The sequence below is a fragment of the Xanthomonas sp. NCPPB 3570 genome (assembly GCF_056725115.1).
This window is the reverse complement of the sequence record NZ_CM161513.1, coordinates 3,713,380-3,732,631: the sequence shown is the minus strand read 5'-3', so window position 1 is coordinate 3,732,631 and position 19,252 is coordinate 3,713,380. Positions and strand designations below refer to the sequence as shown.

Annotated in this window: 21 protein-coding genes and 1 other RNA gene; 8 read left to right on the top strand and 14 right to left on the bottom strand. The window is 70.3% G+C overall.

Annotation, left to right across the window (positions count from 1 at the left end; all coding sequences use genetic code 11):
• Positions 1-121 precede the first annotated feature (121 nt).
• The 3 genes from AC1PLR_RS16100 to AC1PLR_RS16090 all read left to right on the top strand — a co-directional run bounded on the left by AC1PLR_RS16100 (position 122) and on the right by AC1PLR_RS16090 (position 2,822).
• Entirely contained in the window at positions 122-937 is an 816-nt protein-coding gene (locus AC1PLR_RS16100) for an SDR family oxidoreductase (protein WP_481101633.1), read from the top strand.
• Between the two features lie 187 nt (positions 938-1,124).
• Positions 1,125-2,285, top strand: coding sequence for an ROK family transcriptional regulator (locus tag AC1PLR_RS16095; protein ID WP_209246032.1), 1,161 nt, complete (start codon positions 1,125-1,127; stop codon positions 2,283-2,285).
• A gap of 114 nt (positions 2,286-2,399) precedes the next feature.
• Positions 2,400-2,822: a VOC family protein gene (locus tag AC1PLR_RS16090; protein ID WP_010343362.1), complete on the top strand. Its 423-nt coding sequence runs from the start codon at positions 2,400-2,402 to the stop codon at positions 2,820-2,822.
• 4 nt (positions 2,823-2,826) lie between these two features.
• On the opposite strand, the gene AC1PLR_RS16085 is transcribed toward AC1PLR_RS16090, so the two are convergent.
• Complete coding sequence (locus tag AC1PLR_RS16085) at positions 2,827-3,696, bottom strand: ion transporter (protein WP_481101632.1); 870 nt, start codon at positions 3,694-3,696, stop codon at positions 2,827-2,829.
• 151 nt (positions 3,697-3,847) lie between these two features.
• On the opposite strand from AC1PLR_RS16085, the gene AC1PLR_RS16080 reads away from it, so the two are divergent.
• Positions 3,848-5,080 carry an acetylornithine transaminase gene (locus AC1PLR_RS16080; RefSeq protein WP_481101631.1) on the top strand — a complete coding sequence of 411 codons (1,233 nt, stop codon included), beginning with the start codon at positions 3,848-3,850 and terminating at the stop codon, positions 5,078-5,080.
• A 387-nt stretch (positions 5,081-5,467) separates the two neighbouring features.
• Here AC1PLR_RS16080 and AC1PLR_RS16075 read toward each other — a convergent pair whose 3' ends face one another.
• Positions 5,468-6,085: an HAD-IA family hydrolase gene (locus AC1PLR_RS16075; protein ID WP_481100913.1), complete on the bottom strand. Its 618-nt coding sequence runs from the start codon at positions 6,083-6,085 to the stop codon at positions 5,468-5,470.
• Positions 6,086-6,333: 248 nt separating this feature from the next.
• Here AC1PLR_RS16075 and azu point away from each other — a divergent pair, with 248 nt between their 5' ends.
• Positions 6,334-6,765, top strand: coding sequence for an azurin (azu, locus tag AC1PLR_RS16070; RefSeq protein ID WP_420010243.1), 432 nt, complete (start codon positions 6,334-6,336; stop codon positions 6,763-6,765).
• Positions 6,766-6,817: 52 nt separating this feature from the next.
• Here the strand turns inward: azu and hemL are convergent, their stop codons facing one another.
• Together hemL and thiE are read right to left on the bottom strand one after the other, a co-directional pair.
• Positions 6,818-8,110, bottom strand: coding sequence for a glutamate-1-semialdehyde 2,1-aminomutase (gene hemL / locus AC1PLR_RS16065; protein ID WP_420007686.1), 1,293 nt, complete (start codon positions 8,108-8,110; stop codon positions 6,818-6,820).
• 489 nt (positions 8,111-8,599) lie between these two features.
• Positions 8,600-9,223, bottom strand: coding sequence for a thiamine phosphate synthase (gene thiE, locus AC1PLR_RS16060; RefSeq protein ID WP_481101630.1), 624 nt, complete (start codon positions 9,221-9,223; stop codon positions 8,600-8,602).
• A 72-nt stretch (positions 9,224-9,295) separates the two neighbouring features.
• Here thiE and AC1PLR_RS16055 point away from each other — a divergent pair, with 72 nt between their 5' ends.
• Positions 9,296-9,487: a rubredoxin gene (locus tag AC1PLR_RS16055; RefSeq protein WP_048491769.1), complete on the top strand. Its 192-nt coding sequence runs from the start codon at positions 9,296-9,298 to the stop codon at positions 9,485-9,487.
• 188 nt (positions 9,488-9,675) lie between these two features.
• On the opposite strand, the gene AC1PLR_RS16050 is transcribed toward AC1PLR_RS16055, so the two are convergent.
• The 10 genes from AC1PLR_RS16050 to AC1PLR_RS16005 form a co-directional block, all read right to left on the bottom strand.
• Positions 9,676-10,590 (bottom strand): SirB1 family protein, encoded by a 915-nt coding sequence (locus AC1PLR_RS16050; protein WP_371184883.1) that lies wholly within the window; start codon positions 10,588-10,590, stop codon positions 9,676-9,678.
• Positions 10,591-10,639: 49 nt separating this feature from the next.
• Positions 10,640-11,092, bottom strand: coding sequence for a DUF192 domain-containing protein (locus tag AC1PLR_RS16045; RefSeq protein WP_019800669.1), 453 nt, complete (start codon positions 11,090-11,092; stop codon positions 10,640-10,642).
• Positions 11,093-11,260: 168 nt separating this feature from the next.
• Complete coding sequence (gene rpiA, locus AC1PLR_RS16040) at positions 11,261-11,908, bottom strand: ribose-5-phosphate isomerase RpiA (protein ID WP_481101629.1); 648 nt, start codon at positions 11,906-11,908, stop codon at positions 11,261-11,263.
• Positions 11,909-12,007: 99 nt separating this feature from the next.
• A complete protein-coding gene (locus tag AC1PLR_RS16035; protein WP_019800670.1) occupies positions 12,008-12,478 on the bottom strand; it encodes an EVE domain-containing protein in 471 nt (156 codons plus the stop codon).
• Positions 12,475-13,068, bottom strand: coding sequence for a 5-formyltetrahydrofolate cyclo-ligase (locus AC1PLR_RS16030; RefSeq protein WP_152240004.1), 594 nt, complete (start codon positions 13,066-13,068; stop codon positions 12,475-12,477). The genes AC1PLR_RS16035 and AC1PLR_RS16030 overlap by 4 nt, the downstream gene beginning before the upstream one ends.
• Positions 13,069-13,141: 73 nt before the next feature.
• The gene (locus AC1PLR_RS16025; protein ID WP_481101628.1) at positions 13,142-13,921 is read right to left on the bottom strand and encodes an acyl-CoA thioesterase; all 780 of its coding nucleotides are present in this window, start codon (positions 13,919-13,921) and stop codon (positions 13,142-13,144) included.
• Positions 13,922-14,081: 160 nt separating this feature from the next.
• Positions 14,082-14,266, bottom strand: a non-coding RNA gene (ssrS, locus tag AC1PLR_RS16020) — 6S RNA.
• 98 nt (positions 14,267-14,364) lie between these two features.
• Positions 14,365-14,658, bottom strand: a complete 294-nt coding sequence (locus AC1PLR_RS16015; protein WP_010342806.1) for a cell division protein ZapA — start codon at positions 14,656-14,658, stop codon at positions 14,365-14,367.
• Complete coding sequence (locus tag AC1PLR_RS16010) at positions 14,655-14,876, bottom strand: TIGR02449 family protein (protein WP_019800452.1); 222 nt, start codon at positions 14,874-14,876, stop codon at positions 14,655-14,657. The genes AC1PLR_RS16015 and AC1PLR_RS16010 overlap by 4 nt, the downstream gene beginning before the upstream one ends.
• A gap of 67 nt (positions 14,877-14,943) precedes the next feature.
• Positions 14,944-17,127: a putative bifunctional diguanylate cyclase/phosphodiesterase gene (locus tag AC1PLR_RS16005; RefSeq protein ID WP_010342808.1), complete on the bottom strand. Its 2,184-nt coding sequence runs from the start codon at positions 17,125-17,127 to the stop codon at positions 14,944-14,946.
• Positions 17,128-17,337: 210 nt separating this feature from the next.
• Between AC1PLR_RS16005 and AC1PLR_RS16000 the strand changes: the two genes are divergently transcribed.
• Positions 17,338-17,883 (top strand): YecA/YgfB family protein, encoded by a 546-nt coding sequence (locus tag AC1PLR_RS16000; protein WP_371184800.1) that lies wholly within the window; start codon positions 17,338-17,340, stop codon positions 17,881-17,883.
• Complete coding sequence (locus AC1PLR_RS15995; RefSeq protein WP_481101627.1) at positions 17,883-19,235, top strand: aminopeptidase P N-terminal domain-containing protein; 1,353 nt, start codon at positions 17,883-17,885, stop codon at positions 19,233-19,235. Before AC1PLR_RS16000 ends, AC1PLR_RS15995 begins: the two co-directional genes overlap by 1 nt.
• The last annotated feature ends 17 nt before the right edge of the window (positions 19,236-19,252 follow it).

The window sequence follows — 19,252 nt, the reverse complement described above, 5'->3', positions numbered from 1 at the left end:
TGGGGAATGGAGAATGGGGAATGGAAAAGCGGACCGCGCGCGCCTCTGGTCTGGCGGGCACGCGACGAGAAGGCGCTAAGCTTTTCCCATTCCCGATTCCCCATTCTCCATTCCCACTCCAATGACCCTCAAAGGTAAAACCCTCTTAATCACCGGCGCTTCGCGCGGTATCGGGCTGGCGATCGCGCTGCGGGCGGCGCGCGACGGCGCCAATGTGGCGATCGCGGCGAAGTCGGCGGTGCCCAATCCCAAGCTGCCCGGCACCATCCATAGCGCCGCGGCGGCGGTGGAGGCGGCCGGTGGACGTGCGCTGGCACTGAAATGCGACATCCGCGAAGAGGCGCAGGTGCGTGCGGCGGTGGCGGCGACGGTGGAGGCGTTCGGCGGCATCGACATCCTGGTCAACAACGCCAGCGCGATCTGGCTGCGCGGGACGCTGGAGACGCCGATGAAGCGCTTCGACCTGATGCAGCAGGTCAATGCGCGCGGCAGCTTCCTGTGCGCGCAGGCCTGCCTGCCGCATCTGCTGCGCAGCGCCAACCCGCACATCCTGACCCTGGCGCCGCCCCCATCGCTGGATCCCAAGTGGTGGGCGCCGCATACCGGCTACACCCTGGCGAAGATGGGCATGAGCTTCGTCACCCTGGGCCTGGCCGGCGAGTTCGGCCCGCAGGGCGTTGCCGTCAATGCGCTGTGGCCGCGCACGTTGATCGCCACCGAGGCGCTGAACATGATCCCTGGCGTCGAGGCCGGCAACGGCCGCCGCCCGGAGATCATGGCCGACGCCGCGCATGCCGTGCTGACCCGGCCGGCGGCCGGTTTCTACGGCCAGTTCCTGATCGACGACGCGGTGCTGGCCGAGGCGGGCGTGCACGACCTGTCCGGCTACGCGCTGGATCCGTCGCAGCCGCTGCTGCCGGATCTGTTCCTGGACTGAGGCCCCGAGGCGCCGGCGCACAGGAAGCGACGCGGCGCCGAGTTTTGGGCAACAGGATGCCGCGACCGCAGCGCACGGCGTGCGGGCGGCGGCGCGCTGCACAAACGCTCTGTTCCATCCGAGCGCGGCCGGTGCCGCAACGACCCGGCGCGGCTATGCTGCCGGGGTCTTGATGCCACCGCCGCCCATGCCCGCTCCAGTCGCCGTCGCCCTGCCGCGCCTTCCCGAGTCCCGCCACGCCATCCATGCCGATCTCAGCGACAACGAGCGGCACATGCTCGACCGCCTGCGTTTGGCCGGCACCGCCACCCGCGCCGATCTCAGCCGCAGCACCGGGCTGACCGTGCAGTCGGCGGTGCGCCTGGTCGATGCGCTGGCCGAGCGCGGCCTGGTCGCGATCGGCGCCTCGCTGGCGCATGCCGGCCGCGGCAAGCCGGGCGCGGGCATCGCGCTCAATCCCGGTTACGGCCATACCGTCGGCTACGCGATCGCCACCGATGCGCTGTCGCTGGCGCTGCTGGATTTCAGCGGGCAGATCCGCGCCACCGCCGAACACGCGCTGCGCTCGACCGAGCCGGCCGCGCTGCTGGCGCAATTGCGCGAGGCCGACGCGGCGCTGACCGCGGCCGCTGGCGCCGGGCTCGGCCCGCGCCTCGGCGCGGGGGTGGCGATGACCGGCTTCTTCGTCGAAGACGGCGTGCACATGAATCCGCCCGAGCCGCTGCGCGCGCTGGGCGAGCTGTCGATCGGCGACTGGTTGGCCGAGGCGCTGGGCCTGCCGGTGTGGGTGGACAACGACGGCACGGTGGCGGCGGCGGGCGAGAGCCTGCTCGGCATCGGCCGCCAGTACCGCGATTTCGCCTATCTGCACTTCAACTACGGCCTGGGCGGCGGCGTGGTGATCGACGGCACCTGCCTGCGCGGCGCGCACGGGAACGCCGGCGAGTTCGCCGGCATGCTGCCGCAGCAGGGGCTGGAGCGCGGCACGCTGGAGCTGTTGCGGCAGTTGCTGGCCGAGGACGGCATCGCGCTGCCCGACATCCGCGCGCTGCTGGCCGCCTACGACCCGGCGTGGCCGGCGATCGAGCGCTGGATCGCGCGGGTGGCGCCGGGCCTGTCGCTGATCGTCTCGGCGATCGTGGCGATCTTCGATCCGCAGGCGGTGGTGTTCGGTGGGCGCATGCCGCGCGAACTGGCCACGCGGCTGATTCCGCACGTGCGCATCGACAACCAGCCGCGGCGCGGCCAGGCGCGGCCGTTGCCGCGGCTGCTGCCGGCCGCCGCCACCGCCGACGCCAGCGCTGTGGGTGCGGCGGCGCTGCCGCTGAAAGCCTGCTATTTCCGCTGAACCCATTCCCCACGGCGTCTCCATGCCTGCACGCCGCCGGCGCTACCCTATGTGCCGTTTCCGCGCGCCATCGCGGTACGGCGCGCCCCATTCCCCACCCTCGGAGCTGTCACGATGAAATACCTGCACGCCATGATCCGCGTCCACGACCTGGAGAAGACCAGCAAGTTCTTCACCGAAGGCCTGGGCCTGCACGAAACCCGCCGCATCGAGAACGAGGCCGGCAAGTTCACCTTGGTGTACTTCGGCGCGCCGGAGAACCCGGAGGCCGAGGTCGAGCTGACCTACAACTGGGGCTCGGACGAGGACTACGGCAGCGCCCGCAACTTCGGCCACCTGGCCTTCGAAGTCGACGACATCTACGCGCTCTGCGCGCACCTGCAGTCGCTCGGCGTGACCATCAACCGGCCGCCGCGCGACGGGCGCATGGCCTTCGTGCGCACGCCCGACCTGATCTCGATCGAACTGCTGCAGAAGGGCGATGCGCTGGCCCCGGCCGAGCCGTGGGCATCGATGCCCAATACCGGCGTGTGGTGAGGGCTCAGGGCGCGGTCTCGGGCAACGCCTGGCCGCAGCCCCGGCAATAGCCGGCGTTGCGGTCGTGGCCGTGCAGGCCGCAGCGTGCGCAGGTGCGTCGATCCGGCGCGCGAAGGCGGTCGGCGTCGCGCAGGCTGTTGGCCAGTTCGGCGGTGTAGATGCCGGTGGGTACGGCGATGATGCTGTAGCCGATCAGGATCAGCACCGAGGTGATGGCGCGGCCCAGCGGAGTGAGCGGGGCGATGTCGCCGAAGCCGACCGTGGCCATCGTCACCACCGCCCAGTACATCGCGGTGGGGATGCTGGTGAAGCCGTTGGCCGGGCCTTCGACCACATACATCAACGCGCCGAAGATCACCACCAGGGTGATCACCGTGAACAGGAACACGAACACCTTGCGCCGGCTGCGCCACAACGCATCGACCAGCAGGCTGCTTTCCTCGACGTAGCGGGTCAGCTTGAGGATGCGGAACAGCCGCAGCACCCGCAGTACACGCACCACCAGCAGCGTCTGCGCGCCGGGCAGCAGAAACGAGATGTAGGTGGGCAGGATCGACAACAGGTCGATCACGCCCCAGAAGCTCAGCGCGTAGCGCAGCGGCCGCTGCACCGTGGCCAGACGCAAGGCGTACTCGGCGGTGAACAGCACGGTGAAGCCCCACTCCAGCACGTACAGGGCGCCGGCGTGACGGCTGTGCAGCGCCGGCACGCTGTCGACCAGGATCACCGCGACGCTGGCCACGATCGCCGCCACCAGCAACAGGTCGAAGTTGCGCGACGGCGTGGTGTCGTGCCGATAGATGATGTCGAACCAGCGGCGCCGCCAGCCGTGCTCGGTCGCCGGGGCGAGCGGGGAATCGAGGAAAAATCGCATGCGCCCATGCTACCCGAGCGGCAGTGCTGCCCAGCGTGCGCTGCCGCAGCGGACGGTGTGCCGGCCCATGGTGCCAGGCGCCCGCCGGCGACCCCGGGCACGCGCTGCCGGTGGTCTCTATAATCGGCGCTTTCCCCGCAGGACTGCCTCGATGACCGCTTCTTCCGCCGCGGAGCTGATCGCCCTCGGTCAACGCTACAGCCTGCCGATCTACCGCCCGCGCCAGCTGGTGCTGGAGCGCGGCCAGGGCGCCCGGGTCTGGGACAGCGAGGGACGCGACTACATCGACCTGTCGGCCGGCATCGCCGTGTGCGGGCTCGGCCACAACGATCCGGACCTGCAGGCGGCGCTGCTCGAGCAGGCCGGCAAGCTGTGGCACACCAGCAACGTGTTCTACAGCGAGCCGCCGCTGCGGCTGATCGAGGAACTGGTGGTGGCCTCGCGCTTCGCGGAGAAGGCCTACCTGTGCAATTCCGGCGCCGAGGCCAACGAGGCGGCGATCAAGCTGGTGCGCAAGTGGGCCACCGCCCAGGGCCGTCCGCCGCAGCGGCGGGTGATCGTCACCTTCCGCGGCAGCTTCCATGGCCGCACCCTGGCCGCGGTGACCGCCACCGCGCAGCCCAAGTACCAGGAAGGCTACGAGCCGCTGCCCGGCGGCTTCCGCTACGTCGACTTCAACGACATCGTGCAGCTGGAAACGGCGATGGCCGCCGGCGACGTGGCCGCGGTGATGCTGGAGCCGGTGCAGGGCGAGGGCGGGGTGATGCCGGCGGCGCCGGGCTTCCTGGCGCAGGTGCGGGCGCTGTGCGACCACCACGGCGCGCTGCTGGTGCTGGACGAGATCCAGTGCGGCATGGGCCGCACCGGCACCCTGTTCGCGCACTGGCAGGACCAGGTCGTCCCCGACATCGTGACCCTGGCCAAGGCGCTGGGCGGCGGCTTCCCGATCGGCGCGCTGCTGGCCGGGCCGAAGGTGGCCGAGACTATGCAGTTCGGTGCGCACGGCACCACCTTCGGCGGCAACCCGCTGGCCGCGGCGGTGGCACGGGTGGCGCTGCGCAAGCTGGCCTCGACGGCGATCGCCGCCAACGTGTCGCGGCAGTCGGCCGCGCTGTGCAAGGGCCTGGTGGCGCTCGACGAGGAATTCAGGCTGTTCTCGCAGGTGCGCGGACGCGGGCTGATGCTCGGTGCGGTGTTGAACCCGGCGCATGCCGGGCAGGCCGGGACGATCCTCGACCACGCCGCCGCACACGGGGTGCTGACCTTGCAGGCCGGGCCGGACGTGTTGCGCTTCGTGCCTGCGTTGAACATCACCGACCAGGAGCTGGCCGAGGGCCTGCAGCGGTTGCGCACGGCGCTGCGGGAGTACGTCGGCACGCGTTGACAGTTACCCCGACAGGTAGGCATCGCGCCAGCGGACGCGTCACGTGCAGGCAAGCGCCTGTGGGAGGGACTTCAGTCCCGACGCGATGACCGGTGACCGCCGCAATGCGGGTGGCGATGGCCTCTAGGGCCCGCGAGGCCATCGCATCGCGCGTCGCGGCTGAAGCCGCTCCCACAGGTGGGCATCGCGCCAGCGGTCACGTGACGTGCAGGCAAGCGCCTGTGGGAGGGACTTCAGTCCCGACGCGATGACCGGTGGCTGCCGCATACGGGGGCGATGGCCTCTGGGGCCCGCGAGGCCATCGCATCGCGCGTCGCGGCTGGAGCCGCTTTACTCCATCCTTGTCGCTGCGGCAGGGCGCGTCTGCCGCGTGCGTAGGCGTGATGCCTACGCCAGGCCGTGCCGTGCCAGGGCGCGGCGCACCGCACGCGCGCCGCTGGCGGTTTCCGCGCGCATGCCGATGGCACGGGCGCCGCGCACGTTGACGAACAGGTCGTCGAGAAACAGGGCGTGCCGCGGGGCGACGCCGAAGTGGTCGAGCGCACGCCGATAGACCTCGGCCTGCGGCTTGCGCCCGCCCAGCGTGCCGCTGCACAGCACGCGGCCCTGCAGTAACGGGAACAGCGTCGGCACGATCTGCGCGATCGCCTGGGCCATCAGCGCGCCGTTGTTGGTCAGCACGCCGATGTCGACGCGGTCGGCCAGTGCCAGCACCTGCGCGACCACTCCGGCATCGGCGCGGCTGGCGGCCACCCGTGCGGCGATCCATGCAGTCGCATCCACCTGGGCGCCGAGGCCTGCGCTCAGCCGCTGCAGATAGGCGTCGGTATCCAGTTCGCCGCCGTCGTAGGCGGTTTCCAGTCCGGAGCCGAACAGGGCCTCGCGGACCTGCGCGGCCTCGCAGCGGCAGTGCGCGGCCAGCGCGGCGATGCGCACGGTGCGCGTGTAGTTGGCCAGCACGCCGTCGAAGTCGAGCAGCAGCAGCGCCGGCCGCGCGCGGATCATTGCGGACACGAGAGGTCCTGTGTGGGTCGCGCTTGGTGTAGCGCAGGAGCCGCGCCGATCAAACCGGGTTTCGAGGGCACCGCCGTGCGCCACGATGCGTGCCGATGATGCAATGCGCCATCGCTTGTCGTTGACAAGCCGTTGCGCGCGAGCGGACAGTCGGGGCGCGCCGCACGCGCGATCTGCCGTGGCGCTATGCCATCTCTCTTGCCGAGGAATCCGCCTTGAACACCAAGTTTCCATCCCTCCTGCTTGTGCTCGCCGGCCTCGCGCTCGCGCCGGCGGCCTGGGCCAAGACCTGCGCGGTGACCATCACCGGCACCGACCAGATGTCCTTCGACCAGACCCAGATCAAGGTCGCGGCCGATTGCACCGAGGTGGCGGTGACGCTCAAGCACAGCGGCAAGCTCGCCGCTGCGGTGATGGGCCACAACTGGGTGCTGACCAAGACCGCGGATTTCCAGGCGGTGGCCAATGCCGGCACCAGTTCCAGCCTGGCCGACAACTATCTGCCCAAGAACGATCCGCGGATCATCGCCCACACCAAGGTGATCGGCGCGGGGCAGTCGGACACGGTCAAGTTCTCCACCGCCAAGCTGAGCAAGGGCGGCGACTACACGTTCTTCTGTTCGTTCCCGGGTCACTGGGCGGTGATGAAGGGCAAGTTCGTGTTCGGCTGATCCCGCGCAGCATGGCGCGCTGCCGTGACGCCATGGTCGCTGTCTTGGCATCTCAGCCGGCAGCGACCACGGCGAACGCCTCGCGCGCCGCGGCCAGCGTAGTCTCCAGCACGGCATCGTCGTGGGCGCTGGACACGAAACCGGCCTCGTACGCCGAGGGCGCCAGGAACACACCGCGATCGAGCATGGCGTGGAAGAAACGGTTGAACGCGGCGGTGTCGCAGGCGGTGGCCTGCGCATAGGTCTCCACCTTCTCGGTGGTGAAGAACAGCCCGAACATCGCCCCGACCTGGTTGGTGGTGACCGCCACGCCGGCCGCCGCCGCAGCGGCTTCCAGGCCGGCGCACAGCTGCGCGGTGGTCGCGTCCAGGCGCTGGTGGAAGCCCGGCGCCTGGATCAGCTCCAGCATCGCCAGCCCCGCGGCCATCGCCACCGGATTGCCGCTGAGCGTGCCGGCCTGATAGATCGGCCCGGACGGCGCCACCTGCCGCATCAGCTCGGCGCGCCCGCCATAGGCGCCCACCGGCATGCCGCCGCCGATGATCTTGCCGAAGGTGGTCAGGTCCGGGGTCACCCCGTAGTGCGCCTGCGCGCCGCCCAGGGCGACGCGGAAGCCGGTCATCACCTCGTCGAAGATCAGCAGCGCGCCGTGCCGGGTGCACAGGTCGCGCAGGTGCTGCAGATAGCCCGGGCGCGGCGGGATGCAGTTGGCGTTGCCGACCACGGGCTCGATGATGACCGCGGCGATCTCATGGCCGATCTCCTCGAACAGCGCAGTGGCGCCCTCGGCGTCGTTGTAGGCCAGGGTGGCGGTGAGTTCGCTCAGGCCTGCCGGTACGCCCGGCGAGGTCGGCACGCCCAGGGTCAGCATGCCGCTGCCGGCCTTGACCAGGAACGAGTCGCCGTGGCCGTGGTAGCAGCCTTCGAACTTGACGATGCGGTTGCGCCCGGTGGCACCGCGCGCCAGCCGCACTGCCGACAGCGTGGCCTCGGTGCCGGAGTTGACCATGCGCACCATCTCGCAGGACGGCACCAGCCGGGTGATGGTCTGCGCCATCGTCACCTCGGCCGGGCAGGGCGCGCCGAACGACAGCCCATCGCCGATCGCGCGCTGCACCGCCTCGCGCACCGCCGGGTGGTTGTGCCCGGCGATCATCGGCCCCCACGAGCCGACGTAGTCGATGTAGCGGTTGCCGTCGACGTCGTACAGGTACGGCCCATCGGCGCGCTGCACGAAGAACGGCTCGCCGCCCACCGACTTGAAGGCGCGCACCGGCGAATTGACGCCGCCGGGAATCAGCGATTGCGCTTGGGCGAACAGGGCGTGCGAGCGGGAATGGGTCATGAGCGGAAATCCTTGGCGATGCTGGCCGGGCCGACCGGCCGGGCGCGGAGCGAGGCCGTCTATTGTCGCGGCTGCCGCCGATGTGCGCCATGTCGTCGATCTTGCCGCAGCCGGCGCTGCGCTGTGGATTTGCTTCAAGCCCCTCTCCCACCGGGAGGAGGTTGGGGTGAGGGTCCGGCGCGAAGCGACGCGGGATGTTCGGGTGCATGAGGCTTCGCTCGTACCCTCATCCGCCCCTTAGGGGCACCTTCTCCCGGTGGGAGAAGGGAAGGCGCTGGCCCCTCTCCCCTCGGGAGAGGGGTTGGGGTGAGGGTCCGGCGCGCAGCGACGCGCGATGTTTGGGTGTGCGAGGCTTCGCCCGTACCCTCATCCGCCCCTGCGGGGCACCTTCTCCCGATGGGAGAAGGGAGCGGCTAGCCCCCTCTCCCCTCGGGAGAGGGGTTGGGGTGAGGGTCCGGCGCGTAGCGACTCGTGACGCCTCCCCGCCCCTCAGTCGAAACAAGCGCAGTACGCAGCCAGCGCCGCGCATGGATCGGGCGCATCGAACACGCCGCTGATCACCGCCAGCAGGTCGGCGCCGGCCGCGACCAGTGGGCGTGCGTTGTCCGGGGTGAGGCCGCCGATCGCCACGCGCGGCAGGCCCAGCGCTGCAGCCTCGTGCAACAGTCCGGGTGTGGCGCGGCGCGTGGTGACCTTGCTGCGGGTGGGGAAGAACGCGCCGAAGGCGACGTAGCTGGCGCCGGCCGCCGCGGCGCTGCGGGCCAGGGCCAGGTCGTCGTAACAGGAGGCGCCGATCAGCGCCTGCGGTCCGAGCATGGCGCGCGCGGCAGCGAGGTCGCCGTCGTCCTCGCCCAGATGCACGCCGGCGGCGCCCACGGCCTGCGCCAGGGCGACGTCGTCGTTGACGATCAGCGGCACGCCGGCCTGGGCGCACAGCGTCTGCAGCGCCGCGGCCTGGTCGCGCCGCTGCGCCGCGTCGGCGCGCTTGTTGCGGTACTGCAGCCAGGTCACGCCCTGGTCCAGCAGCGGCGCCACCCGCGCCAGCAGACGCGCGCCGTCGGCGTCGTCGGGAGTGATCAGGTACACGCCGCGCGGCGCCGGGGATGCGTTCATGGCCAAGCCTTCCGATGCGTCGACGGCGATGGGACAATGCCGTTCCGTCCGACTGTGACCTGCGATTATCCAATGAGCGACGCCACCGCCACCACTTATCGCACCTGGATGTGCGTCGTCTGCGGGTTCATCTACAACGAGGCCGACGGCCTGCCGGAAGAAGGCATCGCCCCCGGCACCCGCTGGGACGACGTGCCCGACACCTGGACCTGCCCGGACTGCGGCGTGACCAAGGACGATTTCGAGATGGTGGAGATGGAGTGAGGGCTGGGATTGGGGAGTCGGGATTGGGGATTCGCAAGAGCGGCTGCGGCTTGACCTGACGTGTCGCTGAGCAACACTGCTTTCTCTTGAGGGCTTCCGGGCTGAAGCCGCTCAGGAGATCTTGCGCATCGCGGCTAGTCGCCCTTGCGAATCCCCAATCCCCAATCCCCAATCCCGAATCCCCGCCGTCAATGCATCCGCTGCGCGCGCGCGCTCAGTTCCACCAGGCGCTCGCGGATCGGCAGGGCGTCGGAGGCCTCGGGGTTCAGTTGCAGATAGCGGCCCAGGTCGCGGCGCGCGCCGGGCACGTAATCCATCTGCAGGTAGGCCATGCCGCGGTCGCGCAGGGCCTCCGGCTGGTCCGGCATCAGCTTGAGGACGCGGTCGGCGCTGCGTGCGGCGCGGTCCCACTCGTCGCGTTCGGCATACAGGCCGTGCAGGTTGCGCAGGACCCGGGCGAGGATCGCGCGGTGCGGCGCCGGGTCCAGGATCTGCAGCAGGGCGCGATCGTCCGGGCTTTCGCCGCCCATGTGCGGCCGCGCGCGCTCGCGCAGTTCCTCCACCGCCAGCGGGCGACCGCCGTTGAACGGGTCCATCACCAGCAGGCCGTCGTCCACCGGCAGGCGCACCAGGAAATGCCCGGGGAAGGACACGCCGTCGAGCGGGATGTCCAGGCGCCGCGCCACTTCCATCTGCACCAGCGCCAGCGAGATCGGGTTGCCCAGGCGCCGCTCGAACACCTGGTTCATGTAGCTGTTGCGCGGGTCGTAATACTCGTCGTGGTTGCCGGTATAGCCCAGCTCTTCGAACAGGTGGCGATTGATCGCCGCCATCTTCAGCGGCCACTGCTCGATCGTCGCCACCTCGTGCCGCAGGTGGTCGGCGTGGCTCTGCGCCAGGGTGTCGTAATGGGCGGCATCCAGCTCCGGATACTCGTCGCGGGCGATCAGCAGTGCGGTCGCCAGCAGCGGCAGGGCATCGTCATCCAGAGCGGCCAGGGTATTCCAGCTCGGCAATGTCAATGGGGCGGCCATGGCCCAAGACTGGCGGCAAAGCCGGGCCCGATCAAGTCCGGCGGTTCCCGACAGCGGTGTCGGGTTCAGCGCCGTGGTCGCGGGGCCTTTTCCCGACCCCGCCGGCATCGTTGACGGGTCAGTGGCCCTGCGGAATTCCCGGGCCGAAACGCAGTTCGGTGCCGTCCTGCAGCTTCAACTGTTCGGCCTGGCCGGCGTTGAGTTCGAGCACATAGCGCGCCGGCGCGTTGCTCGGGTAGGGCGGGCAGGCGTCGCCGGCCGAGCACGGCGGCACGTCGCGCTGCTGCGCCACCAGCTTGCGCTGGTTGTCGAAGTACAGGATGTCCAGCGGGATCTTGGTGTTCTTCATCCAGTACGCCTGCGGTTCCTCGCGGTCGTGGATGAACAGCATGCCGTGGTCCGCCTCCATCTGGTCGCGGAACATCAGCCCGCGCGCGCGCGTCGCATCGTTCTGCGCCAGTTCCACGTCGTAGCGATGTCCGCCCAATTCCACCCAATGGTCGCCACCGGCGCTGGCGCAACCGCTGAGGGCAAGCAGGAGAAGGACGCCAAGCGCGCGGAAAAGGGACATGGGCGGGGCCAGGGCAAGAGGAGGACAGCGCGCACCTTGTTGCATGGTGCGTGTGGCGTCAAGAGCGGGGATTGGGGATTCGGGATTGGGGATTCGCAAAGGCAAGGATCTCGGCTTTCACGAATCCCCAATCCCGAATCCCCAATCCCGCACGCGCGCCAGCGCGCGTCAAAAGACGCGCGGCGGCTCGCCACCGACGATCACCACGTCGGCCGGGCGGCGGGCGAACAGGCCGACGCAGACCACGCCCGGGATCTGGTTCAGTTCGCGCTCCAGCGCCACCGGGTCGATGATCGACAGGTGGTGCACGTCCAGCACCACGTTGCCGTTGTCGGTGACCACGCCGTCACGCCACACCGGCTGGCCGCCGGTGCGCGCCAGGATCTCGCGGGCGACCAGGCTGCGCGCCATCGGGATCACCTCGATCGGCAGCGGGAACTTGCCCAGGGTCTGCACCTGCTTGCTCGGGTCGACGATGCAGATGAAGCGCTCGCTGGCCTCGGCGATGATCTTCTCGCGGGTCAGCGCGGCGCCGCCGCCCTTGATCAGGTACTTGTTTGGATCGCACTCGTCGGCGCCGTCCACGTACAGCGACAGGTTGCCGGTGTGGTTCAGGTCCAGCACCTCGATGCCGTGCTGGCGCAGGCGCGCGGTGCTCTGCTCGGAACTGGACACCGCACCCTTGATGCGGTGGCTGATGCGGCCGAGCGCGTCGATGAAATAGGCGACGGTGGAGCCGGTGCCGACGCCGACGATCATCCCGTCCTGGACGTAGTCGATGGCTTTCTCGGCGGCAAGGCGTTTGGCTTCTGACATTTGAGGGGCTCGGGAGTGGGGATTCGGGATTGGGGATTCGTTGAAGCGGCAGACGGGTGGGAACGGAGACAAATCCCAATCCCCACTCCCGAATCCCGGCTACTCGAGCGAAAGCAGCAACTTCCACTGCGCGGCGCTGACCGGGAACACCGACAGGCGGTTGCCGCGGGCGACCAGCGGGAAGCCCTCGCCCAGCGTGTCGGCGTGCTGCTTGATCTCGTCCAGGGCGATGGTGCGCGCAAGTTTGCGCTCGAACGCCACGTCTACCAGGTACCAGCGCGGCTGCTCCGGGGTGGCCTTGGGGTCGTGGTAGTCGGAGGACGGGTCGAACTGGGTGGCGTCGGGATAGGCCTGGCTGGCTACGCGCGCCACGCCGACGATGCCCGGCACCTTGCAGTTGGAGTGGTAGAACAGGATGCCGTCGCCGACCTTCATGCCGTCGCGCATGAAGTTGCGCGCCTGGTAGTTGCGCACGCCGTTCCAGGGTTCGGTGCCGACCCGCTGCAGGTCGTCGATCGAGAAGGCGTCCGGTTCGGACTTCATCAGCCAATAGCGGGTGCGTGCGGTCATGCGGGCAGATCGGGCGCGGTCGACAGAGTGAGGGATTCGGTGCAGACCGCGTCCAGCGCCACGTCCCAGGCCGCCAGCGGCAAGGCCGCGACCTGTTGCGCGTCGAAGGCGGCCCCGACCAGCCAGGGCGGCGGGGCCTGCCGCTGGCGGAAAGCGAAGCTGCGATCATACCAGCCGCCTCCCATGCCCAGGCGGCCGCCGGCGGTGTCGAAGCCGACCAGCGGCGTCACCACCAGCGCCATCTGCGCCGGCGCCAGGGTCGTGGCCGGGTCGACGTCGGGCTCGGGGATGCCATAGCGGTTGGCGCGCAGCGGCTGCCCGGGGCGCCACGGCGCAAAGCGCAGGGTGTCGCCGCTGAGCACCGGCAGGCAGTACTGCACCGCCTCCGGCAGCGACAGTTGCCAGCGGTGCAGGGCGATCTCCCCGTCCATCGCCCAGTAGCCGCCGACATGGCCGTGCTGCGGCGCGAACGGCAGGTCCAGCAGTCGCTGCGCCAAGGCGTCGGCGGCGGCCAGGCGCACGGGCGCGGTGAGCGCGCGGCGGCGCGCGCGCAGGTCCTGGCGCAGGGAGTCGCGGTCGTCGGCGGTCATCGGGTAGGCGTGGCGAGGGAGGGCGCTATTGTCGGTGCCGGCGCGTGCACTGACCAGGGCGCCGCCGCGCCGATCACGCGTAGAGCGCCACCGTCTGCCGGCCCCACAGCACCAGCCGCCCGGCGCTGTCCCAGATCTGCATGTCCTGCAGCGAGTAGCCGTCCTCGGCATGCAGGCTGGCCGAGCGCAGCAGGAACCAATCGCCGGCGCTGGCCGGCTGCGGGAAGTCCAGGGTCCAGGTCATCGAGCTGACCGGTGCGGGTGCGGTGAAGCAGGTCATCGCGGCTGGCGGCAGGCAGTCGCCCAGTGCCACCAGGGCCACGCCCGGGTCCACGCCGGCGGCGTCGCGATGGCGCGCCCAGACCAGCAACTCCGGCGTGGCGGCGCCGGAGATCGGCAGCGCGCCGCCGGCCAGGCGCATGTCGAAGTTGGCCACGAAAGCCGGCGTCACCTCGCTGTCGGCGATCGGCGTCGCGTCATCGGGACCGACCACCGCCGGCCGTGCCGGCAGGAAGTCGTGGGCGATGCGGCTGGGCCGCGGCTGTGCGAACAGCAAGGCCGCACGCAGCGCGACCTGCCCGTCTGCCAGACAATCGACGCCCACGGAGGTGGCGGACTTGCCCTGGCGCAACACCTGCGCATCGAAGCGCAAGCGGCCGTCGGCCGGGCCGACGAAGCCGATGTGCGCCGACTTCAGCGGCGGCAACGCGAACGGTGCGGTGCGCAGCGCGGCCTGCAGCGCCAGCGCCGCGGACAGGCCGCCGAAGGCGGTGCGGCCTTGTCGCCAGCTGGCGGGGACATCGCATCCCGCGGCGGGGTCGAAGCGGTCGAGGATCTGGGCGAGCGTCGGCAATCCGGGATCTCCGTGGTGGGGTCACCAGTATCCCGGGTTTCGGTCGGCGCGAGAACGCGTCGCACATGCGCTGCAGCGGCGACGACGACGACGTGGACACGCAGGTTGCGGACGCACAAAAAGGAAACGGCGCCTTGCGGCGCCGCTTCCTAGAAGAATTGCATTCTCCGCCGTGACGATGCGTGCGAAACGACCTTGAACCCGGGGTTCAAGTGGGATGGCTGGAGAATCATCGGGCTTCCCGCTACGAGGCGGACCTGCACTCCCGATTCCGTCGCCACCCCGTGGTCGTCATTAAGGGACAAGGCGAATGTTTGCACACGCTGTCGTTCACAGCAGAGAACGCAAGTGGAGTATAGCGCCGTCGTCGCGCTTGGCTAGTCCGTTCGTCGGTGCTTCGGTGCGTTGCAATTCACGTTGATGATCGCTGCGCCACGAGCGGATCAGCGCGTCGTATCGACCACGCTGTCCAGACGCCGATTGAGATCGGCGAGTGTGCGCGCCATCTCGCGCTCGCGCTGCGCCTGTTCGTCGCGCAGTTGCTGCAGTTCGTGCGCCAGGTTCAATGCCGCCAGGACGGCGACGCGATCCACCGCGGCCATGCGGTTGCTGCCGCGCACTTCGCGCATCTTCGCATCCAGCAGGCGCGCGGCGGCGAGCAGGCCGTCGCGCTCCTCGGCCTCGACGCCGACGGTGTATTCGCGGTCGAGGATGCGGACGCTGACCGGCTCGCTCACGTGTGCTGCTCCAGGGACTTCAAGCGGGCGATCATCGCTTCCACGCGCGAACGCGCCTGTTCGTTCTTGGTCAGCAACTGCGAGCGCTCGCCGATCAGGTGTTCCTGCTGCTGGCGCAGGCTGCGGTTCTCGTCGGACAGGCGCTGGCAGCGCTCGACCAGCGTTTCCACGCGTGCGGCAAGGGCGCGAAGCTCGGCGAGGGCGTCAAGGCTGTCCATGGCGCTCACGATAGGCATGCGCCCAAGGGGCGGTCAAGACGCCGCGCGGCGGCGCCATGGCCGGCGCTCAGGCAGGCAGCCGCAGCGGTTGCTGCAACAGGCGCAGGCAGGCGTCCGGTTCCAGCGCCGGCGCCACCAGGTGGCCCTGGATCTCGTCGCAGCCGTGGGCGCGCAGGAACGCCAGTTGCCCGGCGTCCTCGACCCCCTCGGCCACCACCTTCAGCGCCAGCGAGTGGCCCATCGCGATGATGGTGCTGGTGATCGCCTCGTCGTCCGGGTCGCGGGTGAGATCGCCGATGAATTCCTGGTCGATCTTCAGGGTGTTGATCGGCAGCCGCTTCAGATACGCCAGCGACGAATAGCCGGTGCCGAAATCGTCGATGGCCAGGGTCAGCCCCAGCTCGCGGCAGGCGCGCAGCAGCGCGGCGTTCTTGCCGACCTGCGACATCACCACGCTCTCGGTCAGTTCCAGTTCGATGTTGGCCGCCGGCACGCCGGTTTCGGCGAGGATCCCGGCCATCAGTTCCGGCAGGTTGCCGCGCTCGAGCTGGATCGCCGAGACGTTCACCGACATGCACAGATCGGTCAGCCCCATCCGCCGCCAGTCGCGCAACGCGCTGCAGGCCTGGCGCAGCACCCACTCGCCGATCTCCAGGATCAACCCGGTCTCCTCGGCCAGCGGGATGAACTGGCTGGGCGAGACCGGGCCGAAATCGGCGCTGTGCCAGCGCAGCAGCGCTTCCACGCCCACCACCCGCTGCGTGCGCAGCGAGTAGCGCGGCTGGTAGACCAGCTTCAGTTCCTGGTCCAGCGGGATCTTGCGCAGCGTGCTGGCCAGGGTGGCGCGGTGGCGGGTGGCCTCGTCCATGCGCGCCGAGTACACCTGGGCGTTGCGGCGCCCGGCGGCCTTGGCCTGGTACATCGCGGTGTCGGCGTGCTTGAGCAGTTCGCTCGGCAGCAGCGCGTGCTGCGGGAACAGGGAGATGCCGATGGAGGTGGACACCGCGACCTCGCGGCGTTCGTCCAGCCGCAGCGGCGCCTCGAACGCGGCCAGCACGCGGGCGGCCACCGCCTCGGCCTCGCCCTGGCTGACGATGTCCTCGACCACCACGGTGAATTCGTCGCCGGCCAGGCGCGCCACCGTGTGCTGCGGCCCCACCGCCTGCTGCAGGCGTTCGGCGACCGCGCGCAGCACGCGGTCGCCGACGGCGTGGCCGAGCGAGTCGTTGATGTCCTTGAAGCGGTCCAGGTCCAGGAACAGCACCGCGACCGAGCCGGCCTGGCGCCGCGCCCGCACGATCGCCCGCGCCAGGCGCTCGGACAGCAGGGCGCGATTGGGCAGGCTGGTCAGCGTGTCGTAGTTGGCCAGGTATCGCAGTTCCTGCTCGGCGCGCTTCTGTTCGGTGATGTCTTCCAGCACCACCACCTGGAAGCTCTGGCGGCCGTCGGCGTCGACCACGGTGTTGCGGCGCAGGTGGCAGAGGATCTCCTGGCCGTCCTTGCGCCGCTTCCAGGCCTCGCCACGCCAGTGCCGGCCGTGGTCGGCCGCCGGCGCGGCCGGCGTTTCCGGGGTGTGGTCGATCAGCGCCATCGGCTGGCCCAGCACCTCGCGCTCGCTGTAGCCGGTGATGCGGGTGAAGGCCGGATTGACCGAGATGAAGCGGCGGTCCTCGTCGAGCACGGCGACCGCTTCGCCCATGCTGCGCAGCACTTCGGCGGCGATGCGCCGTTCCAGGTCGGCCTGGCGGTGCGAGGTGATGTCGCGGGCGGTGCCGGCGAGCCGGCGCGGTGCGCCGCTGGCGTCGTAGTCGACCACGCGGCCGCGCACCCGCGCCCAGTGCCAGATCCCATCGCCGGTCAGGTCCACCCGGTACTCGGCGGTGTAGATCGCGGTGAGGCCTTGCAGGTGTTCCTGCAGCACCTGCCGCGCCTGCGCCATGTCGTCGGGATGGATGCGCAGCGGCTCGTTCTCGCGGATCACCAGGCCGATGTCCTGCGCGTGCGGCGTGGCCTCGTCGGCGCGCATCAGCCGCAGCGTGCGCGCTTGCAGGTCGTAATCCCAGAAGTGTTCGCCCGAGGCCCACAGCGCCAGCTTCAGGTGCTGGTCGCGCTGCTGCAGCTGCGCATGCCGTTGCAACTGCTCGCGCAGGCGCCGACGCGAGCGCAGCGCGAACAGCGCCGCCAGCCCGCCGGCGGCCAGCGCCGCGAGCGCCACCAGCGGCCACGCGGCCAGCAGGGTCTGGCCGAACAAGGCCAGGCCGGTCCTTTCCGCAGCTCCTGCAGCGACGTGCTCCAATGGCATGGCGGAAAGTGACTTCTGTCAAAGAACGGGTGGTGGAGTGTAGGCGCGTGCCGGAAGCCACCACAAGCGGCGGCGCACACGCGATTGCTACACTGCGCAGTCCCGATTCCGCTGCAGGCCGCCACAGGCCCGTGGCCAGCGCCCGACAGGCTTCGCTCCATGACCGAACTTCCCACTGCCGACCAGATCGCCGATGCCAGCCGGACGCTTGGCCTGGCTGCGTCGGCGGCCGAACTGCACGGCGCCCTGTGCGGCTGGCTGGCCGGCGGCGGCGCCGAGTTGCCGGCCTGGCCGGCCGCGGTGCTGGCCGACGCCAGCATCGCCGCGCCGCGCAGCGGCGACGCGCTGGACCGCCTGCGCGAGGCCACCGCTGCGCAACTGAACGACCGCGATTTCGGTTTCGACCTGGTGCTGGCCGATGCCGGCGCGTCGCTGCCCGAGCGCGCCGACGCGCTGTTCGACTGGTGCCGCGGTTTCCTCGGCGGCTTCGGCCTGGCCGCGGGCGCCGCACCGCCGCTGTCCGAGGAAGGGCAGGAGGCGCTGCAGGACCTGGCGCGCCTGGCCCAGGCCAGCGCCGACGATTTCGACAGCGGCGACGAGGACGAGGACGCGCTGGCCGAGATCGAGGAGTTCGTGCGCGTGGCGGTGCTGCTGCTGCACAGCGACTGCGTGCTCGGCCCGCGCCACCGGCAGCGCCTGAACTGATGAAGCGGCTCACCGGGATTTCCTCCGGCGAGTACGCGCGCCGCCGTCGGCAACTGATGGACATGGCCGGCGAGCAGGCCATTCTGGTGCTGCCCAGCGCGCCGGAGCGGGTGCGCAGCCACGACACCCATTACCCGTACCGGCAGGATTCGGACTTCTGGTACCTGTGCGGCTTTCCCGAGCCGGACGCGGTGCTGGTGCTGGTGCCCGGGCGCCGCCACGGCGAGGCCCTGCTGTTCTGCCGCGAACGCGACCCCGAACGCGAAGCCTGGGACGGTCCGCGGGCGGGCCAGGAAGGCGCGGTCGAACGCTACGGCATGGACGATGCCTATCCGATCGACGACCTCGACGAGATCCTGCCCGGGCTGCTGGAAGGCCGTTCGCGGGTGTACTACCACTTCGGCCGCGACGTCGATTTCGACCTGAAGCTGATCGGCTGGGTCAAGCGCGTGCGCGAGCAGGTGCGGCACGGCGCGCAGCCGCCGCACGAATTCCTGGAGCTTGGGCATCTGCTGCACGAACAGCGCCTGTTCAAGTCGCGCGACGAGATCGCGCTGATGCAGGTCGCCGCGGACCTGAGCGTGGCCGGGCACCGCGCCGCGATGCGGCTGGCCAAGCCGGGCGTGCACGAATACCAGGTGCAGGCCGAGATCGAGCGCGAATTCCGCGCCGGCGACGCCTGGCCGGCCTACGGCAGCATCGTCGGCAGCGGCCACAACGCCTGCGTGCTGCACTACCGTGCCAACACCGCGCGCCTGCGCGACGGCGATCTGGTGCTGGTCGATGCCGGTGCCGAGTACCGCGGTTATGCCGCCGACATCACCCGCACCTTCCCCGCCAATGGCCGCTTCAGCGCCGAACAGCGCGCGCTGCACGACCTGGTCGGCGCCGCGCACGCCGCCGCGCTGGCGCAGGCGCGCCCGGGCGTGGCCTACGAGGCCGGACACCTGGCCGCGGTGCAGACCCTGACCGAAGGCCTGCTGCGGCTGGGCCTGCTCAAGGGCAGCGTCGAGCAGAACCTGGCCAGCGGCGATTACCGGCGCTTCTATCGGCACAAGACCGGGCACTGGCTGGGCCTGGACGTGCACGATGTCGGCGACTACCGGCTGGCCGGCGAATCGCGCCTGCTCGAGCCGGGCATGGTGTTCACCATCGAACCCGGCCTGTACGTGTCGCCGGACGACAAGGACGTGGACCCGAAGTGGCGCGGCATCGGCATCCGCACCGAGGACGACGTGCTGATCACCGACGACAGCCACCGCGTGCTCACCGATGCCCTGGCGCGCAGCGCCGAGGAGATCGAGGGGTTGATGGCTGGGGAGCCGGGATTGGGGATTCGGGATTCGGGATGAGGTAACCGCGGCGGCCA